General features: G+C 61.5%; 16 protein-coding genes. 12 read left to right on the top strand and 4 right to left on the bottom strand.

Annotated elements, in window-relative coordinates; translation table 11 throughout:
• Positions 1-7 precede the first annotated feature (7 nt).
• Entirely contained in the window at positions 8-685 is a 678-nt protein-coding gene (locus tag AN189_RS00480) for a flagellar hook capping FlgD N-terminal domain-containing protein (protein WP_056029387.1), read from the top strand.
• On the opposite strand, the gene ubiB is transcribed toward AN189_RS00480, so the two are convergent.
• On the bottom strand, positions 682-2,211 hold the full coding sequence (gene ubiB / locus AN189_RS00475) for a 2-polyprenylphenol 6-hydroxylase (RefSeq protein ID WP_056029384.1): 1,530 nt from the start codon (positions 2,209-2,211) through the stop codon (positions 682-684). The genes AN189_RS00480 and ubiB overlap by 4 nt on opposite strands.
• A 3-nt stretch (positions 2,212-2,214) precedes the next feature.
• Positions 2,215-2,964 carry a bifunctional demethylmenaquinone methyltransferase/2-methoxy-6-polyprenyl-1,4-benzoquinol methylase UbiE gene (ubiE, locus tag AN189_RS00470; protein WP_056029381.1) on the bottom strand — a complete coding sequence of 250 codons (750 nt, stop codon included), beginning with the start codon at positions 2,962-2,964 and terminating at the stop codon, positions 2,215-2,217.
• Positions 2,965-3,046: 82 nt separating this feature from the next.
• Here ubiE and mutM point away from each other — a divergent pair, with 82 nt between their 5' ends.
• From mutM to AN189_RS00420, 10 genes are all read left to right on the top strand, one after another.
• Positions 3,047-3,898: a bifunctional DNA-formamidopyrimidine glycosylase/DNA-(apurinic or apyrimidinic site) lyase gene (gene mutM, locus AN189_RS00465; RefSeq protein ID WP_056029378.1), complete on the top strand. Its 852-nt coding sequence runs from the start codon at positions 3,047-3,049 to the stop codon at positions 3,896-3,898.
• Between the two features lie 74 nt (positions 3,899-3,972).
• Entirely contained in the window at positions 3,973-4,749 is a 777-nt protein-coding gene (locus tag AN189_RS00460) for an enoyl-CoA hydratase (RefSeq protein WP_056029375.1), read from the top strand.
• Positions 4,750-4,894: 145 nt separating this feature from the next.
• Positions 4,895-5,158, top strand: coding sequence for a 30S ribosomal protein S20 (rpsT, locus tag AN189_RS00455; protein WP_056029372.1), 264 nt, complete (start codon positions 4,895-4,897; stop codon positions 5,156-5,158).
• Between the two features lie 568 nt (positions 5,159-5,726).
• Positions 5,727-7,097: a chromosomal replication initiator protein DnaA gene (gene dnaA, locus AN189_RS00450; protein WP_056029369.1), complete on the top strand. Its 1,371-nt coding sequence runs from the start codon at positions 5,727-5,729 to the stop codon at positions 7,095-7,097.
• 102 nt (positions 7,098-7,199) lie between these two features.
• Positions 7,200-8,318, top strand: a complete 1,119-nt coding sequence (dnaN, locus tag AN189_RS00445) for a DNA polymerase III subunit beta (protein ID WP_056029364.1) — start codon at positions 7,200-7,202, stop codon at positions 8,316-8,318.
• Positions 8,319-8,388: 70 nt separating this feature from the next.
• Positions 8,389-9,507, top strand: coding sequence for a DNA replication/repair protein RecF (gene recF, locus AN189_RS00440; RefSeq protein ID WP_056029361.1), 1,119 nt, complete (start codon positions 8,389-8,391; stop codon positions 9,505-9,507).
• Positions 9,497-10,024, top strand: coding sequence for a GNAT family N-acetyltransferase (locus tag AN189_RS00435; RefSeq protein WP_056029356.1), 528 nt, complete (start codon positions 9,497-9,499; stop codon positions 10,022-10,024). The genes recF and AN189_RS00435 overlap by 11 nt, the downstream gene beginning before the upstream one ends.
• Complete coding sequence (locus AN189_RS00430) at positions 10,021-10,641, top strand: LysE family translocator (RefSeq protein WP_056029353.1); 621 nt, start codon at positions 10,021-10,023, stop codon at positions 10,639-10,641. The genes AN189_RS00435 and AN189_RS00430 overlap by 4 nt, the downstream gene beginning before the upstream one ends.
• An 80-nt stretch (positions 10,642-10,721) precedes the next feature.
• Entirely contained in the window at positions 10,722-13,139 is a 2,418-nt protein-coding gene (gene gyrB / locus AN189_RS00425) for a DNA topoisomerase (ATP-hydrolyzing) subunit B (RefSeq protein ID WP_056029350.1), read from the top strand.
• A gap of 148 nt (positions 13,140-13,287) precedes the next feature.
• Positions 13,288-14,697: a hypothetical protein gene (locus tag AN189_RS00420; RefSeq protein ID WP_056029347.1), complete on the top strand. Its 1,410-nt coding sequence runs from the start codon at positions 13,288-13,290 to the stop codon at positions 14,695-14,697.
• Between the two features lie 43 nt (positions 14,698-14,740).
• On the opposite strand, the gene AN189_RS19650 is transcribed toward AN189_RS00420, so the two are convergent.
• Positions 14,741-14,872, bottom strand: coding sequence for a hypothetical protein (locus tag AN189_RS19650; RefSeq protein WP_301281423.1), 132 nt, complete (start codon positions 14,870-14,872; stop codon positions 14,741-14,743).
• A 298-nt stretch (positions 14,873-15,170) separates the two neighbouring features.
• A complete protein-coding gene (gene pnp, locus AN189_RS00415) occupies positions 15,171-17,306 on the bottom strand; it encodes a polyribonucleotide nucleotidyltransferase (protein WP_056029343.1) in 2,136 nt (711 codons plus the stop codon).
• Between the two features lie 363 nt (positions 17,307-17,669).
• Between pnp and AN189_RS00410 the strand changes: the two genes are divergently transcribed.
• Positions 17,670-18,107, top strand: a complete 438-nt coding sequence (locus AN189_RS00410) for a universal stress protein (protein WP_056029340.1) — start codon at positions 17,670-17,672, stop codon at positions 18,105-18,107.
• Position 18,108: the final 1 nt, after the last annotated feature.

Raw genomic sequence — 18,108 nt, 5'->3', positions numbered from 1 at the left:
AGGTAGAATGGAAATTTCGCAAACCACGTCCCAGCAATTCCAGACGGCGGCGACTGCCGTGCCTGCGGCAGAGCAGACCGCAATCAGCGCGGATTTTGAAACGTTCCTGAAGATGTTGACGGTGCAGATGCAGAATCAGGACCCTCTCGACCCGGTGGATTCGGCCGACTACGCGACGCAGCTTGCCACGTTTTCGGGGGTCGAACAGCAGGTTCAGACCAACGATCTGCTGCGAATCATGACAGGACAATTGGCCGCCGGCGGTTTGTCGCAACTCGCAGGCTGGGTCGGCTTGGAAGCGCGGACCGAAGGTGCGGTCCTGTTCGACGGCACACCGATCACGATCAATCCGATCATGCCGGGCGGGGCGCAGGACGCGCGGCTGATTGTCCGCGATGTCAGTGGGAATGAGCTACAGCGCATCCCCATTCCCGTTGGGAACGATCCGCTGACATGGGCTGGCGCTACGGCTGACGGTGCGCCGCTGCCAAACGGGCGCTACAGTTTCGAAACGGTCAGCCTGCGTGGCGGCGAGGTGTTGTCACAGGACCCTGTCGGAATTTACGGGACCATTGCCGAAGTGCGGGTTGAAAACGGTCAGAACATGATCCTGCTCGCCTCGGGGCAGAAGGTTCCCGCAGCAGAGGTGACCGCCGTGCGTGATCCTGCGATTCGGCCGCGTTAAAGGATGCTCTCTGCAAGCCAGAGCAGACCAACGATCGTTGCACCCAGCGCGGCCCAAGAGATGCGCGCAATGCGACGTTGCGGACGCGGCGGTGGCGGTGGGTTGTTCAGACGGATCAGCGCCTCTTCGGCGAGGCGGGGCAACTGCGGCCCGAACCGCGCAAGGATGATCGCGGTGCGACGCAGATCATCAAGGAGGGCGCGCGGCCCGATGCTTTTGCTGACGTAATCGGTGACCACGGGCTTGGCCGACTGCCAGATATTCATGTTGGGATCGAGGGTGCGCGCCACACCTTCGACGACGACCATGGTGCGTTGCAAAAGGATCAGTTCGGTCCGGGTTTCCATCCCGAAACGTTCGGTCACCTCGAACAGGTAAGACAAGAGTCGGGCCATGGAGATGCGGCTGGCGTCCATACCGAAAATCGGCTCTCCGACGGCACGCAGGGCGCGGGCGAATTCATCCACGTCCTTGTCGGCAGGGACATAACCTGCCTCGAAATGGACCTCGGCCACGCGCTGATAGTCCTGCCGGATAAAGCCGAACAGGATTTCCGCATAGACCCTTCGGGTATAGCTGTCGATCCGGCCCATGATCCCGAAATCATATGCGATGATCGTGCCATCGGCGCGAATTTTCAGGTTCCCCTGGTGCATGTCGCCATGAAAGAAACCGTCGCGCAGCGCATGGTTGAGGAATAATGTCAGCACGCGGTCAGCGATTGCCTTGCGGTCCAGCCCTGCGGCGTCCAGTGCGTCGATATCGCCGGCCCCGATGCCTTCGGCCCAGTCCAGCGTCATCACGCGGCGCCCCGACAGGTCCCAGCGAATGCGCGGCACATGAAACCCGGCGTCGTTTTCGGTGTTGGCGGCAAATTCCGCCGCGGCCGAACTTTCGAGGCGCAGGTCCAATTCGCCCATGACCACACCTTCGAAATGGGTGATCACGTCCATCGGTTTCAGCCTGCGCGATGCGGGCGAAAGCACCTCGACAAAGCGTGCAGCGAAATAAAACGCGTCAATGTCACGGCGAAAGGCGCGTTCGATGCCCGGGCGCAGGATCTTGACGGCGACATCCTCGCCGGTGGCGGCCAGCGTGGCCTTGTGCACCTGCGCCAAGGACGCGGCGGCAACCGGGTCGGAGAAACTGGAAAAAATATCCTCGACCTCGACCCCCAGTTCGCGGCGCACCTCGGCGCGGGCCTCAGCGAGGGAGAACGGCGGCAATTTGTCCTGCAGGACGCGCAGTTGCGTCGCCATTTCATTGCCGACGACATCGGGTCGGGTCGACAGGACCTGTCCGAACTTGATGTAGGCGGGGCCAAGTGCCGTCAGAGCGCGCGGCGCGGGCGGCATGGTCACGTCACCCTTGTAGCCCAGCCATTTGAACGGCCAGACCACGCCGCGGACGACACCGCGCAAGAGTGGTCCGACCTCGAATGCGTCCATGATCACACGCATCGCGCCGGTGCGTTCCAGCGTGGCGCCGGTGCGGATCAGGCGGATGATGTTATGCGGGCCGCGCACGGATCAGAGTTTCCAGCCAGAGTGAAGGGCAGCGACACCCATCGTCAGGTTGCGATATTTGGCGTTTTCAAACCCTGCCTGCCGCACCATCCCCAGAAATGTCTCCTGATCGGGAAACTTGCGGATCGATTCGACAAGGTACTGATAGCTGTCGCGATCACCGGCGATCATCTGGCCCATCCGCGGGATGACGTTAAAGCTGTAGGCGTCATATGCTTTTTGCATCATGGGGTTCGGCAGCTGGCTGAATTCCAGCACCATGAGGCGGCCCCCGGGGCGCAGGACGCGGTATGCCTCGTTCAGGGCCTCTTGGGGGCGGGTCACGTTCCGGATGCCGAAACTGATGGTGTAGACGTCAAAGGTGTTGTCCTCGAACGGCAGCGCCATCGCGTCGCCCACCACCCAGTCCAATTGACCGGCCATGCGTTCCGCCTCGGCCCGTTTGCGGCCCTCGATCAGCATGGGTTCGGTCAGATCGAGCACGGTGGCGTGCCCAGACCCCGCGCGGCGCAGGAATCGAAACGAAATATCGCCGGTGCCGCCTGCCACATCCAGCAGTCGCTGACCGGCGCGCGGGGCCAGCCAGTCCATCATCGCATCCTTCCAGATGCGATGGATTCCGCCTGACATGACATCGTTCATGATGTCGTATTTCGATGCGACAGACGAAAACACACCCCTGACGCGGCCCGCCTTCTGGTCCTCATCGACGGTTTCAAAGCCGAAATGCGTGGTATTGGGTCCGTCGGTCATGGGTTGTCGTCCTTCTCGTCTCGCCCCAGATGTAGGACGCCGCAACCCACCTACAACGTCGTGCGACACATAGGAACACTGCATGCCCGAATTGCCAGAAGTCGAGACCGTGCGCGCCGGGCTGTCCCCGGTGATGGAGGGCCAGCTGATCCAGCGGGCCGAGGTCAATCGCCCGGACCTGCGCTGGCCGTTTCCCGACAGGATGGCGGACCGGCTGACAGGGGCGACCGTGCGTGGTTTGCGGCGGCGTTCAAAATATATTCTGGCCGATCTGGACAGTGACGAAACACTGTTGATCCATCTGGGGATGTCGGGTCGAATGCTGATTTCGGGCCATACGGTAGGGGAATTCCATCACCCCCATCCGGCTCCGGCAAAACACGATCACGTTGTGTTCCACATGGGGCAGGGCGCGCGGATCACGTTCAACGACGCGCGCCGGTTCGGGGCGATGGACCTGATGCCCACGGCAGAGGCGGATGCGCATTGGCTGATGCGTGATCTGGGGCCGGAACCCTTTTCCAACCAGTTCAACGAAACATACCTGGTTGATCGGTTGAAGGGGCGGAACACGCCGATCAAATCGGCATTGCTGGACCAGCGAATCGTCGCGGGTCTGGGCAATATCTACGTGTGCGAGGTGCTGCACCGGGCGGGAATCCATCCCGCGCGCAAGGCAGGGCGCATCTCGGCCGCGCGGATTGCGGGCCTCGTGCCGCTGGTCCGGCAGGTGCTGCAAGAGGCGATCGCAGCGGGCGGGTCCAGTCTGCGCGACTACCGCCAAGCGGATGGCGAGCTTGGATATTTTCAGCATGGCTTTGCCGTTTATGACCGCGAGGGCGCCCCCTGCACGCGTGACGGCTGCCCCGGCGTCATTGACCGTATCGTCCAGTCCGGGCGGTCCTCGTTCTTTTGCCCGGGCTGTCAAAGATAGCTTGATCGCCGCGCGCGTTTGAAGCAACACGGTTGCCTGACACGACCAAATGACCCGATCAAACGGAGTGCCGCATGGCCTTTGAGACCATCACAGTCGACACCAGCGATGACATCACGGTTATCACATTGAACCGTCCTGACGCGCTGAACGCCCTCAATCAGCAATTGCTTCAGGAATTGTGCCAGGCGCTGGAAGAGGCCGATGGGTCCGACCAGACCCGCTGCATCATCGTCACCGGATCGGAAAAGGCCTTTGCTGCCGGTGCGGATATCACCGAAATGGCAGACAAGTCCTATGTCGACATGGTCGGCCAGGCCTATTTCCAGGCGCAGTCCGAACGCATCACCGCGATCCGCAAGCCCGTGATCGCCGCTGTTGCAGGCTATGCGTTGGGTGGCGGTTGCGAATTGGCGATGATGTGCGATTTCATCATCGCGGCCGATACGGCCAAGTTCGGTCAGCCCGAAATCAACCTGGGCGTCATCCCCGGCATGGGCGGCACGCAGCGTCTGGCGCATGCTGTTGGCAAGGCCAAGGCGATGGACATGAACCTGACGGGACGGTTCATGGATGCCGAAGAGGCGCTGGCCTCTGGTTTGGTCAGCCGTGTGGTGCCTGCGAAAAAGCTGATGGACGAGGCGCGCGGTGCCGCGGCCAAAATAGCGGCAAAGTCGCTGCTTGCGTCCATGGCGGTCAAGGACACGGTGAACCGGTCCTTCGAGGTTTCGCTGGCCGAGGGCCTGAATTACGAACGGCGCACCTTCTATGGCCTGTTTGCGACGCAGGACCAGAAAGAGGGCATGGCGGCGTTTCAGGAAAAGCGCGAGGCGCAGTTCCGCGACAAGTAAGGGGTTTCCAAACGGGGCGGCGCCCCTTATACGCCGCCCTACATGCGCGTGATGCCCGCTTTGGCAGATCAACCCGGTAGGTGAAAACCCGGGCGGGCCGTTCAGGCGCTATAACAGTATTTGATCGACCCGAAGGAAGCCCAGCATGGCCAATACACCACAGTCCAAGAAGCGCGCAAAACAGAACGAAGCCCGTTTTGCCGTCAACAAGATGCGCCGTTCGCGTATCCGCACATTCCTGCGCACCGTCGAAGAGGCCATCGCCTCTGGCGATCAGGCCGCTGCTGCTGCTGCCCTGAAGGCCGCACAGCCCGAGCTGATGCGCGGCGTCACCAAGGGTGTCGTCCACAAGAACACAGCGGCACGCAAGATGTCCCGCCTGGCCAGCCGCGTCAAAGCTCTGGGCTGATTCTGGGGCCGCTGTGGCCCATTGACGACGATCAAGCGCGCTCCTGCCGGGGCGCGCTTTTTTCATGCCTGAGTCGCCGCTGTAAAAAATTTGTGACGTTTCAAAGGGGTCAGGGATTCTTTCGCACGGAGTCGTGAGTCAAGCGCGTTGTTATGGTTGTGATGCCCTCTGACACCTTGCTAACTTCACCCAGCGATTCACTTCGTTCCGGGGGGAACATGGAGGGCCGCGACCAAACAGGAACGGGTTTGCGCCGGTATGCGGCGGCCCAGCGATGTGTTCCTTAGGCGTCGTGCTTTCGACAGAAAAGCGAGGATCAGCGCGCGAAATTCATTTCGTGCGAACGCTTGTTCTGTGTCTGTGTCCGGGTGCTCTGCGCACCCGCGTCTGCACAGTCCGTGTATCCCACGCAAGGCGGTGACGGATCATCCGATCCGTTGGCGTGAACAAGACGGCGATGGCGTGATGTCCAAGGTTAGGCGCTTGGTGTTGCGCAATCCGCCTCGGTCTGATGTGCGGCGCGGCAGGGAGACCCTGTCGAGATGATTTGGGAAACAGGGCAGGCAAAATGGGCGAAGCGACCGCGTGGGGACGGGTACAGGACGATCTACGGAACAGCATGAGCAAGGCAAAATTCCAAAGCTGGATTGCCTCTTTGGAATATGCGGGTGTTTCCGATGGCGTCGTGTCCTTTGATGTGCCGACGGCCTTTATCGGAAATTACGTCGAACAGCATTTCGGCGATATGATCATCTACAGTTTCAACCGTAACGGCCAAGAGGTCAGCCGCCTGCGGTTTGGCGTGAATGCCGATCGTCAGGCGAACCCGTCCGAGGCGCAACCGGTCAAGGCGGCCACTGCCAAGTCATCGACCGCCGATTTCGGCCACGATTCAGACCCGCTGGGCCTGCCGCTGGACCCGCAGATGACATTCGACAATTTCGTCGTGGGCAAGCCCAACGAGCTGGCGCATGCCGCTGCACGCCGTGTGGCCGAGGGCGGTCCCGTCACGTTCAACCCGCTGTTCCTGTATTCCGGCGTCGGCCTGGGCAAGACCCACCTGATGCACGCCATCGCCAACGAGATTCGCCTGCGCCAGCCAGAGCTGAACGTGCTGTATCTGTCGGCCGAACGGTTCATGTATCGGTTCATCACCGCATTGCGCGAACGCAAGATGATGGAATTCAAGCATCTTTTGCGGTCTGTCGATGTGTTGCTGGTCGATGACGTCCAGTTCATGGGCGGCAAGGATTCGACACAGGAAGAATTCTTTCACACGTTCAACGCGCTGGTCGACGCGCGCAAGCAGGTCATTCTGTCCGGCGACCGCGCGCCCGGTGAAATCAAGAACATGGAAGACCGCATGCGGTCGCGCCTGCAATGCGGTCTGGTGATCGACCTGCACCCGACGGATTACGAACTGCGCCTAGGCGTGTTGCAGTCCAAGGTGGCCCAGCAGCAGGACATCTATCCTGAACTGAAGGTTGCGCCCGGCGTACTGGAATTCCTGGCCCAGCGGATCACGACGAACGTGCGTGTTCTGGAGGGCGCATTGGTCCGTCTGTTCGCCCACGCAAGCCTGGTGGGGCTGGATATCGACATGGATCAGACGATCGACTGTCTGGCGGATATCCTGCGTGCCAACGACCGCAAGGTCACTGTCGAGGAAATCCAGCGCAAGGTCAGCGATTACTACCACATTCGCCTGTCCGACATGCTGGGGCCGAAACGCGTCCGCAGCTTTGCCCGGCCGCGTCAGGTGGCGATGTATCTGTCGAAAACCATGACCAGCCGGTCGCTGCCCGACATCGGGCGCCGGTTCGGCAAGCGGGACCACACGACCGTGATGCACGGGGTGCGCAAGATCGAGGATCTGGCCCAAACCGATAGCCAGATCGCGGATGATCTGGAAAACCTGCGCCGCGCATTGGAAGAGTAGCCACACAGCGGATAAATCGTTTGAAAAACCCTTGAGTCGGAGCCGAAAAGCAGTAGCGTCACGGTCCGGCCCGCGGGTGGCCGGTCAACGACGGGGACGACCATGAAATTCAGCATCGAACGGGCCAGCCTACTCAAGGCGGTTGCACAGGCGCAATCGGTCGTCGAGCGGCGCAATACCATCCCGATTCTGGCCAACGTCCTGATCGAGGCCGAAGGCGACACCGTGCAGTTCCGCGCGACCGACCTCGATATCGAGGTGGTGGATCGCGCGCCTGCCAAGGTTGACCGCGCCGGTGCGACAACGGTCGCTGCCGTCACATTGAACGAGATCGTGCGCAAATTGCCGGACGGGGCGCTGGTCACCTTGTCCGAGGATACGGCCTCCGGACGTCTGACGATTCAGGCAGGCCGTTCGAATTTCCAGCTGGCGACGCTGCCGCGCGAAGATTTCCCGGTGATGGCGACATCCGATTACACCACCAACTTCAGCGCGCCGGCCCCCGTGCTGCGTCGCCTGTTCGACAAGGCGAAATTCGCGATCTCGACCGAAGAGACGCGCTATTACCTCAACGGTGTCTACATGCACGAGGCGGATGGCGAGGGCGGCAAGGTTCTGCGCTGTGTCGCGACCGACGGTCACCGGCTGGCGCGCATCGACGCGGATCTGCCACAGGGCGCATCCGGCATGGCCGGTGTGATCGTCCCGCGCAAGACCGTGGGCGAGCTGCGCAAGCTGCTGGATGACGACGATTTGCAGGTGGCCGTGTCGGTGTCCGAGACCAAGGTGCGGTTCGCCACCCCTGACATCACGTTGACGTCCAAGGTGATCGACGGGACATTCCCCGACTACACCCGCGTCATTCCGACCGGCAACACCCGCAAGATGGAAGTCGATGCCTCTGAGTTTGCCAAGGCGGTGGACCGGGTTGCGACCGTCAGTTCCGAGCGGTCGCGTGCCGTGAAGCTTCAACTGGACGAGGATCGCCTGATCCTGTCGGTGAATGCCCCCGACAGCGGCAACGCCGAAGAAGAGCTGGCCGTGGCCTATAGCGACGAGCGGCTGGAAATCGGGTTCAACGCGAAATACCTGCTGGAAATCGCAAGCCAGGTGGATCGCGAGAACGCGGTGTTCCTGTTCAACTCGTCCGGTGATCCGACCCTGATGCGCGAAGGGAACGACACCTCTGCGGTTTACGTCGTGATGCCGATGCGGGTTTGATCGGATAATCTGACGATTATCCGATGCCTCCGGCGGGGATATTTTTGACCAGAAGAACCGGGGGTGCTGCGTGAGCAGTCTGGCGGTCACGCATTTGCGGCTGTCGCATTTCAGGTCGCACAAGCGGGCAGAGCTGCGGGTCGATCCACGCCCCGTGGCCATTCACGGGCCGAACGGTGCGGGCAAGACCAACCTGATCGAGGCGATTTCCTATCTGTCGCCGGGCCGCGGTCTGCGGCGGGCACAAACGGGTGATGTGGCGCGCAAGCCCGAGGCACTGGGCTGGAAGGTAACAGCAGAGCTGACCAGCCGCGGCCATGTGACCGAACTGGTCACCGGGGCCGAGGGGATGGCGTCGCGCAGCGTCACCATCGATGGCAAGAGCGCGACGCAGACGGCGCTGGCGTCGGTTCTGCGCGTGTTGTGGCTGATCCCCGCAATGGATCGATTGTGGATCGAAGGGGCCGAGGGACGTCGCCGGTTTCTGGATCGCGCAACGCTGTCGTTCGTCCCTGACCACGCCGAGGCGAGCCTGCGCTACGAGCGTGCGATGCGTGAACGCAACCGCCTGCTGAAAGACATGGTGCGCGACGCCCACTGGTATGGCGCGCTGGAACAGCAGATGGCCGAAGCCGGGGCCGCGGTGCAGGCCAACCGCGCGATCTGTGTTGCGGCCCTGATTGCCGCACAGGACGGGGCCGCGACGGCATTTCCGATTGCCGAACTGGCACTGGCGGATACCGGAGAGATCATGGCCGAGGGTGCAGAGGCGCTTTTGGCGGCGTTTCAGGACGGGCGGGGGCGTGACATGGCGGCAGGGCGCACGTTGTCGGGGCCACACCGCAGCGATCTGGATGCGATCTATGCGGCCAAGGGGGTGCCAGCGCGCGACTGTTCGACGGGCGAGCAGAAGGCGTTGCTGATCAGTCTGATCCTCGCCAATGCGCGTGCGCTGGCCCGCGATACCGGGCAGCCGCCGATCCTGCTGCTGGACGAGGTTGCGGCGCATCTGGATGCGGACCGGCGGGCGGCACTCTATGACGAGATCTGTGCGCTGGGCGCACAGGCCTGGATGACGGGAACGGAACCGGGGTTGTTTGACGCGCTGGGCGCGCGCGGGCAATACCTGCGCGTGACCGACAGCGATGGTGCGTCAGCGGTGATACCGGAGGCAAGCCATGCAGATTGATGTCATTCCCGAAATGGCGCTGACCGCGCAGGATGACCGCGCAATCGCGGCCCTGCTTGACCGTGCGTTCGGGCCCGGTTTCGATGGGCGCTCATTTTTCAAGCAGCGCCACCACCTGCGGATCGTGGCGCGCCGGAATGGCGACATCCTGGGGCATGTGGCGCTGCTGATGCGCGACATCCGGCTGGGACCACGGCTGGTGCCGATCATCGGCCTGGCCGAGGTGGCGACCGATCCCGCATGTCGCGGGCAGGGTATTGCAGGCGCGCTCTTGGCAGAGGCCGTGACGCAGGCGCGTGCGTCGCTTGCGGAATTTGTCCTGCTGTTCGGTGACCGGCCGATCTACGCGGGCCACGGGTTTCTGCGGGCCAACAACACGCTGATCTACGCGCTGCTGGACGACGCGCAGACCCAAGGGATGAAGTCACGGGTAGATGACGGGCTGATGATCCTGCCGCTGCGGGGCAAGACATGGGATTTCCAGGCCCGGGTCGATCTGGTGGGCCATCTGTTTTGACGATCTCGGCTGGCGACATGGCGCTTTATGTTGGCGCGCTCTTTGCGTTGTTCCTGACGCCGGGACCGGTCTGGGTTGCATTGATCGCGCGCACCATGTCGGGTGGGTTCAACGCGGCCTGGCCATTGGCGCTGGGCGTTGTCGTGGGCGACGTGCTGTGGCCCTTGCTGGCGATCCTCGGGGTGTCCTGGGTCGTGTCGGTCTATGCGGATTTCATGACCGTCCTGCGCTGGGTGGCCTGCATCACGTTCCTGGTGATGGGGTGGCTGGTGATCCGTAACGCGGGCAGCGGCGTGGCGTCGAACTCTCGGCTGACACGGCCAGGCATGTGGGCGGGGTTTCTGGCGGGGCTGGCCGTGATCCTGGGCAATCCAAAGGCGGTACTGTTCTACATGGGGGTACTGCCGGGGTTCTTTGATCTGGGGGCGCTGACGCGCTGGGACGTGGTCGCGATCTGCACCGCGTCCTTTGTGGTGCCGTTGATGGGCAACCTGATCCTGGCGTTCTTTTTCGGGCGAGCGCGGGCGCTGCTGACTTCGCCTGTCGCACTGCGCCGGACCAACCGGATAGCAGGCGGTTTGCTGATCGCCGTGGGACTGGCGATACCCTTTGTCTGACCACAAAATATGGGGGTTTGCGGGTGACAGGACCTGCGAAAACGCATATATTTTGCGGATAAGAACAAGGATAATTCCGCATGGTCGACGACAACGCTGAAAACACCGCCTATGGTGCCGATTCCATCAAGGTTCTCAAGGGGTTGGAGGCTGTACGCAAACGCCCTGGCATGTACATTGGTGACACCGATGACGGGTCGGGCCTGCACCACATGGTCTATGAGGTGGTGGACAACGGCATCGACGAGGCGCTCGCCGGTCATGCCGACCATGTTTATGTGAAAATTCACGCCGACGGATCGATTTCCGTGGGCGACAACGGGCGCGGCATTCCCGTCGACATGCACAAGGAAGAAGGCGTGTCAGCGGCAGAAGTCATCATGACCCAGCTGCATGCCGGCGGCAAATTCGACCAGAATTCATACAAGGTGTCGGGCGGTCTGCACGGTGTCGGTGTGTCGGTCGTGAACGCGCTGTCCGACTATCTCGAGCTGCGCATCTGGCGCAACGGCAAGGAACATTTCGCCCGGTTTGAGGGCGGTTACACCACCGAGAGCCTGCGCGTGGTCGGCGATGCGAACGGGCGCAAGGGGACCGAGGTGCGGTTCCTGGCCAGCACGGAAACATTCAGCAACCGCGACTACGATTTTCACACGCTGGAAAAACGTCTGCGCGAGTTGGCGTTCCTGAACTCCGGTGTCCGCATCATCGTCGAGGACGAGCGCCCGGCAGAGCCTCTGCGGACCGAGCTATACTACGACGGCGGCGTCAAGGAATTCGTCAAATACCTCGACCGGTCGAAATCCTCGATCCTGCCAGAGCCGATCTACGTCAAGGGCGAGCGTGACGACATCGGTGTCGAGGTCGCGATGTGGTGGAACGACAGCTATAACGAGATGGTGCTGCCGTTCACCAACAACATTCCGCAGCGCGACGGCGGCACGCATATGGCCGGTTTCCGCGCCGCGCTGACCCGCACGATCAACAATTATGCCCAGTCCAGTGGGATCGCGAAAAAGGAAAAGGTATCCTTTACCGGTGACGATGCGCGCGAAGGTCTGACCTGCGTCCTGTCGGTCAAAGTGCCCGACCCCAAGTTTTCCAGCCAGACCAAGGACAAGCTGGTGTCATCCGAGGTGCGGCCCGCGGTCGAAAACCTTGTCGGTGAAAAACTGGCCGAATGGTTCGAGGAAAATCCCCAGATCGCCAAGGTCATTGTCGGCAAAATCGTCGAGGCCGCATTGGCGCGCGAGGCGGCCCGCAAGGCGCGCGAACTGACCCGGCGCAAGAACCCGATGGACGTGAACTTTCTTGCGGGCAAGCTGAAGGATTGTTCCGAAAAGGACCCGACCAAGACCGAAGTCTTTCTGGTCGAGGGTGATTCCGCCGGTGGATCCGCCCAGACGGGCCGTGACCGTGGCACGCAGGCGATCCTGCCGCTGAAGGGCAAGATCCTGAACGTCGAACGCGCCCGGTTCGACCGGATGCTGGGCAGCCAGGAGATCGGCAACCTCGTCATGGCGCTGGGCACCGGGATTGGGCGTGACGAATTCAACATCGCCAAACTGCGCTATCACAAGGTCATCATCATGACCGACGCTGACGTTGACGGCGCGCATATCCGCACGCTGCTGCTGACGTTCTTTTTCCGCCAGATGCCCGAGCTGATCGAGGGCGGTTACCTCTATATCGCGCAGCCGCCGCTATACAAAGTGCAGCGCGGCAAGTCCGAGGTCTACCTCAAGGATCAGGCCGCGATGGACGAATACCTGATCGAACAGGGGATCGAGGGCGCCATGCTCCGGCAGGGCAACGGCGAGGAAATCACCGGGCAGGACCTGCGTCGCGTGGTCGAGGATGCACGCAGTCTGCGCCGCGTGCTGGACGCGTTCCCGACCCATTACCCGCGTCACATTCTGGAACAGGCTGCCATCGCGGGGGCCTTTGCGCCCGGCGCGGTGTCCGAGGACCTGCAAGGTGTCGCGGACAAGGTCGCGGCCCGCCTGAACCTGATCGCGCTGGAATGGGAACGCGGCTGGCAGGGACGGATCACGCAGGATCACGGCATCCGTCTGGCCCGCATTCTGCGCGGCGTCGAAGAGGTCCGTACGCTGGACGGTGGTCTGTTGCGGTCCGGTGAGGCCCGCAAGACAGGCACGTTCACGCAGGCGCTGCGGGATGTCTACGAACTGCCCGCGACGCTGCATCGCAAGGATCGTCACCAGTTGATCAACGGACCGCTGGACCTGTTGGCCGCCATCCTCGAAGAAGGTGAGCGTGGACTGACGTTGCAACGCTACAAGGGGCTGGGCGAGATGAACCCGGACCAGTTGTGGGAAACCACGCTGGACCCGGATGCGCGCACGCTGTTGCAGGTCAAGGTGCAGGACGTGGCCGAGGCTGACGACCTGTTCACCAAGCTGATGGGCGATGTGGTCGAACCACGCCGCGAATTCATTCAGGACAACGCGCTGAACGTCGAAAACCTCGACTTTTGATCGCTTGTCGGACCGCGCAACATCTTGCGCGGTCCGAAACCCGTGTCTGTCACGGCGTCGGAATGTTCGGGGCAGCGTCGCTATTCATGCGGGGTTTTGATCGGCATTTATCCCGTCTATCCATAGCCTGACCCAGAGGCAGGCACCCATGCAACGATTCATACTGACAGATGCGATTGGTGGCCTGCTGCTGATCGTGACCATGATCGCGCGCGGCACCTACGAATGGGGTGGCGGCGATGTTTTTCTGCATGTCTCGATGGTGTCCAGCGTGGCGGCGCTGGCCCTGTTCGCGGCCCATATTCCATGGTCGCGGCGGGTGTTCCTGATCATCGGCATCGTTTTGACGATGATCGCGTTGGTGGTCTTGCCGGATGGCCGCAGGGCGATCACCGAGGCGGTGATGCTGGTCAGTTTCATCACCGGGTTTTTTGCTGCGCTGACAACACTGCGCAGTGCGGCGCTGACCTCGGCCCCGATCGTCAAGACAGGTGAATTTCTCGCTTCTCAGCCGCCGGGACGGCGTTATCTGGCGCTGACTGCTGGCGGCGGCTTGTTCGGGTTGATCCTGATGTACGGCGCGATCCAGCTCTTGGGGGGGCTTGCCGCGCAGAGCGTGACGTCGGAACCGAATCCCGAACGCCGCGGGCATCGTTTGCGCCGCATGCTGGTCGCGATCCAGCGCGGGTTCATCGCAACCTTGCCCTGGTCGCCGCTGGCGTTTTCCATGGCGATCTCGACCCAGCTGATCCCCGGCGCGACCTGGGCCGGGGCCGTGCTGCCCTGCGCCGTGTCGGGTGTGATTCTGGTTTGCATCGGATGGGCGATGGACAGCATCTTCAAGCCGCGCATCAGTGGCCCTGCGGCGACATTCGACCCGCCAGAGGGCACGTGGTTGCGTCGGTTGATGCCTTTGCTGACATTGTTGCTGGTCATCGGGGCGGTGACGCTGGGCCTGCATTTGTGGACCGGGGTCCGCGTGGTCGGGGTCGTGATGATCGTTGTGCCTGTGATCGCCGTGCTATGGATGGGGGAACAGGACGTGCTGAACCATCACCGGCATCCGGTGCTGCATGTCGCGGGACGGGCGCGGGATTATGCCATGACCGAATTGCCCGGAAACAGGTCGGAAATCGTCTTGCTGGCGATGGCGGGTTTCATCGGGTCGCTGGGCGCTGCCCTTTTGTCGCCTGTTATCGCGTCGTCCGGCATCGACCTGTCATCGGTGCCTGCGCCGGTGGTGCTGCTGGTCCTGTTCTGGACCATTCCACTGGCAGGACAGTTCGGGATGAACCCGATCCTGTCGGTATCGCTGCTTGCGCCGTTGCTGCCCGCCCCGGCGGAAATCGGTGCCGCGCCTGCGGCGTTCATTGTCGCAATCACGGGCGGTTGGGCGCTAAGCGGGGCAACATCGCCCTATACCGCATCCACCCTGCTGATCGCACAATACGGCAAAGTATCGGCAAGCCACGTCGGCCTGCGATGGAATGGCGGTTATGCCCTGACCTGCGGCGTGGTCCTGTCGGTCTGGGTCCTGATTGCGCTGAAACTGCTCTAAAGAGCAGCACAGCCGGGCGACGCGGGGTCGCCCGGCGGTCGTGTCAGAGTTTGTTCATCGTGGGTTCGGCCATGATGGGCGTGGGGATCACCACGGTGCCGTTGCCGGTTGGCACGTTCCGGGCGCAGGCTGTCAGTGCGGCCAGTGCCGCGACGGTCAATATAATCTTTGTCATGCTCGTTTCCTCAAGGTCGGGGTCTCCGTCTTAGTTGATGACGGTGTTGCCCAGGGTTGCAGTTTCCGCGTCAGCCCCGCTGGGGGCGTCGATCGCGGCAGGCGTCGTCATGCCTGTCGTTGTACCACATGCTACAAGAGTGAGTGTTGCAAGAAGGCAAATGGCAATGCGCATGATGTTTCTCCGGTTTGTGTGTCCCAAAAGCTAAACCGCGCCGGCGATTTGTCACGTTGCCGACCAAAAAAAGGGCCCCGACGTTTCCGCCGGGGCCCTGTTCTTGGTGTCGAAGAGAGGACGCTTACTCTGCGTCGCCCTCCTCTTTCTTCAGCTCTTCGCCGGTGGACTGGTCGACCATTTTCATGGCCAGACGCACCTTGCCGCGATCGTCAAAGCCCAGCAGCTTGACCCAGACCTCCTGTCCTTCTTTCAGGACGTCAGAGGGGTGGTTCAGGCGACGGTTTTCGATCTGGGACACGTGGACCAGACCGTCACGCTTGCCAAAGAAGTTCACGAAAGCACCAAAGTCGACGAGTTTGACGACCGTGCCCTTGTAGATCACGCCTTCTTCGGGTTCGGCCACGATCGAGTGGATCATGTCGTAGGCCTTCTTGATCGCCTCGGCGTCGTTGGATGCCAGCTTGATCACACCGTCGTCGTTGATGTCGACCTTGGCGCCGGACACTTCAACGATTTCGCGGATGACCTTGCCGCCGGAACCGATGACTTCACGGATCTTGTCGGTCGGGATCTGCATCGTCTCGATCTTGGGCGCGTGGACGCTGAATTCAGCGGCCCCGGTCAGTGCCTTGCTCATCTCGTTCAGGATGTGCAGACGGCCTTGCTTGGCCTGCTCCAGCGCCTTTTTCATGATCTCGGGCGTGATGCCTGCGATCTTGATATCCATCTGAAGCGAGGTGATGCCGTTTTCGGTGCCAGCAACCTTGAAGTCCATGTCGCCCAGGTGATCTTCGTCACCCAGGATGTCGGACAGGATGGCATAGTCGCCGTCGTCTTCCATCACCAGACCCATGGCCACACCGGCAACAGCCGATTTCAACGGCACACCGGCGTCCATCATGGACAAGGAGCCACCGCAGACCGATGCCATCGAGCTGGAACCGTTGGATTCGGTGATCTCGGACACGATGCGGATGGTGTACGGGAAATCGGTCGCAGCTGGCAGAACGGCCTGCAATGCACGCCATGCCAGTTTGCCATGACCGATTTCACGACGACCCGGAGAGCCCACGCGGCCAACCTCACCCACCGAATAGGGAGGGAAGTTGTAGTGCAGCATGAAGTTGGATTTATACATGCCGGTCAGCGCGTCGATCATTTGTTCGTCATCGCCGGTACCCAGCGTGGTGACGACCAGACCCTGCGTTTCACCGCGGGTGAACAGGGCCGAACCATGGGTCCGCGGCAGAATGCCGGTTTCCGACACGATGTCGCGGATCTCGTCCAGTTTGCGTCCGTCGATGCGGCGACCGTTTTTCACGACATCGCCACGCAGAACGCCTGATTCCAGCTTTTTCAGGGCCGGGCCAAGGTTCGCGTCTTCTTGCTGTTCCTCGGTCAGGGCGTCGATGATGTCCTGCTTGGCCTGTGCGACGGCAGCGGTACGTTCCTGCTTGTCCAGGATCGCGTAGGCGTCGCGCATTTTCTGTTCGCCTGCCGATTTCACGGCTGCATACAGATCGTCGTAGTTCGGCGGCTGGAAATCAAACGGTTCCTTGGCGCATTCTTCGGCCAGGTCGATGATCAGGTCGATGACGGGCTGGATCGCGTCATGGGCAAATGTCACGGCTCCCAGCATCTCGTCTTCGGTCAGCTCGTAGGCTTCGGATTCGACCATCATCACGGCGTCTTTGGTGCCGGCGACGACCAGGTCCAGACGCTGCTCGGGGTTCATGCGCAGGTTGTGCATGTCGTCGATTTCGGGGTTCAGGATGTATTCACCATCCGTATAGCCCACGCGGCAGGCCGCGATCGGACCCATGAAGGGCGCGCCGGAAATCGTCAGTGCGGCAGAGGCTGCAATCATGGCGACCATATCGGGGTCGTTGACCAGATCGTGGGACAGCACGGTGCACATCACCAGCACTTCGTTCTTGAAGCCGGGGACGAACAGCGGGCGGATCGGACGGTCGATCAGTCGAGCCGTCAGTGTTTCTTTTTCGGTGGGGCGTGCCTCACGCTTGAAAAAACCGCCGGGCACCTTGCCTGCGGCATAGTACTTTTCCTGGTAGTGCACTGTCAGCGGGAAAAAGTCCTGACCCGGCTTTTGCTTTTTCGCAAAGGTCACGTTGGCCATGACAGAGGTTTCGCCCAGCGTGGCGATCACGGTGCCGTCGGCCTGACGGGCAACCTTGCCGGTTTCGAGTGTGAGCGTCTCTTCGCCCCACTGCATGCTTTTCTTGAATTCTTTGAACATCAGTTCTTCCTTATCGGGCGTTTGGCCCTGTTGCGTAGGGGGCGTATTCCCCCTGACCCCGGTATCTTGTTCGGCGCTGGGGTCCGGGCGCCTGTCTTCCTCAAGATATTCGGGCCTTATCCGAATTCCGCCCACTTGGGAAGGGTCCGGCGAATCGTGGACTTTGCTGCAGTGACGCAGGGGCAGTTTTCATTCTGATGAATTTCAAAGCAGTTGCGTGATTTCATTCAATTGGACCGTCATGGTTGTATTTCGCAGTCGAATTTTCTGTCTGGCGCGATATCTTTGGGCGCATCTACCTGCTGATGGCGATACTATCAGGAATGGGTTGCGATGTCGCAGCCCTTAGCTGGGGAACACCAAATGACAACAAAACTGTTGGTCGGTCTTGATGGCCATGACAGCGGCGCAAGGGCATTGAAACATGCACAGGCGCTGGCGAAACTGATCGGGGACTGCGAACTGGTTATCGCCTATGTGATCGAATGGTCGCCGTTCGCATTCCAGACCGCCGAGGAAAACGCGCAACGCCACAAACGGCGCGAGGAAGAAATCGACCTGGCCAAATCGCGGATCGTCGAACCCGCAGTGGCGCGGGTCATCGCTGATGGCCAAAAAGCCAGCGGCGTGGTCCAGCACGGCAACGTGTCCGATACGCTGGACAGGCTCGCCCGGAAACACGAAGCAGAGCAGATCATCGTGGGTCGGGTTGCCGACACAGGGATCGGCGCGCGATTTTTCGGCAGCTCGACATCCAACCTGGTGATGCAGGCGCGCGTGCCCGTTACCGTCGTCAACTGAA

The sequence above is a fragment of the Loktanella sp. 3ANDIMAR09 genome, from assembly GCF_001420005.1.
In the GTDB taxonomy this organism is placed as follows: Bacteria; Pseudomonadota; Alphaproteobacteria; order Rhodobacterales; family Rhodobacteraceae; genus Loktanella.
The sequence above is the reverse complement of the archived record's forward strand: the minus strand, read 5'-3'. Positions and strand labels throughout refer to the sequence as shown.

Excerpts from the sequence above, each read along its gene's own strand:
- dnaN (WP_056029364.1), top strand. The coding sequence starts at position 7,200 with ATGAAATTCAGCATCGAACGGGCCAGCCTACTCAAGGCGGTTGCACAG.
- AN189_RS19650 (WP_301281423.1), bottom strand. The coding sequence starts at position 14,872 with ATGACAAAGATTATATTGACCGTCGCGGCACTGGCCGCACTGACAGCC.
- AN189_RS00435 (WP_056029356.1), top strand. The coding sequence starts at position 9,497 with ATGCAGATTGATGTCATTCCCGAAATGGCGCTGACCGCGCAGGATGAC.
- mutM (WP_056029378.1), top strand. The coding sequence starts at position 3,047 with ATGCCCGAATTGCCAGAAGTCGAGACCGTGCGCGCCGGGCTGTCCCCG.
- ubiE (WP_056029381.1), bottom strand. The coding sequence starts at position 2,964 with ATGACCGACGGACCCAATACCACGCATTTCGGCTTTGAAACCGTCGAT.
- rpsT (WP_056029372.1), top strand. The coding sequence starts at position 4,895 with ATGGCCAATACACCACAGTCCAAGAAGCGCGCAAAACAGAACGAAGCC.
- pnp (WP_056029343.1), bottom strand. The coding sequence starts at position 17,306 with ATGTTCAAAGAATTCAAGAAAAGCATGCAGTGGGGCGAAGAGACGCTC.
- gyrB (WP_056029350.1), top strand. The coding sequence starts at position 10,722 with ATGGTCGACGACAACGCTGAAAACACCGCCTATGGTGCCGATTCCATC.
- dnaA (WP_056029369.1), top strand. The coding sequence starts at position 5,727 with ATGGGCGAAGCGACCGCGTGGGGACGGGTACAGGACGATCTACGGAAC.
- AN189_RS00410 (WP_056029340.1), top strand. The coding sequence starts at position 17,670 with ATGACAACAAAACTGTTGGTCGGTCTTGATGGCCATGACAGCGGCGCA.
- AN189_RS00420 (WP_056029347.1), top strand. The coding sequence starts at position 13,288 with ATGCAACGATTCATACTGACAGATGCGATTGGTGGCCTGCTGCTGATC.
- AN189_RS00460 (WP_056029375.1), top strand. The coding sequence starts at position 3,973 with ATGGCCTTTGAGACCATCACAGTCGACACCAGCGATGACATCACGGTT.
- AN189_RS00480 (WP_056029387.1), top strand. The coding sequence starts at position 8 with ATGGAAATTTCGCAAACCACGTCCCAGCAATTCCAGACGGCGGCGACT.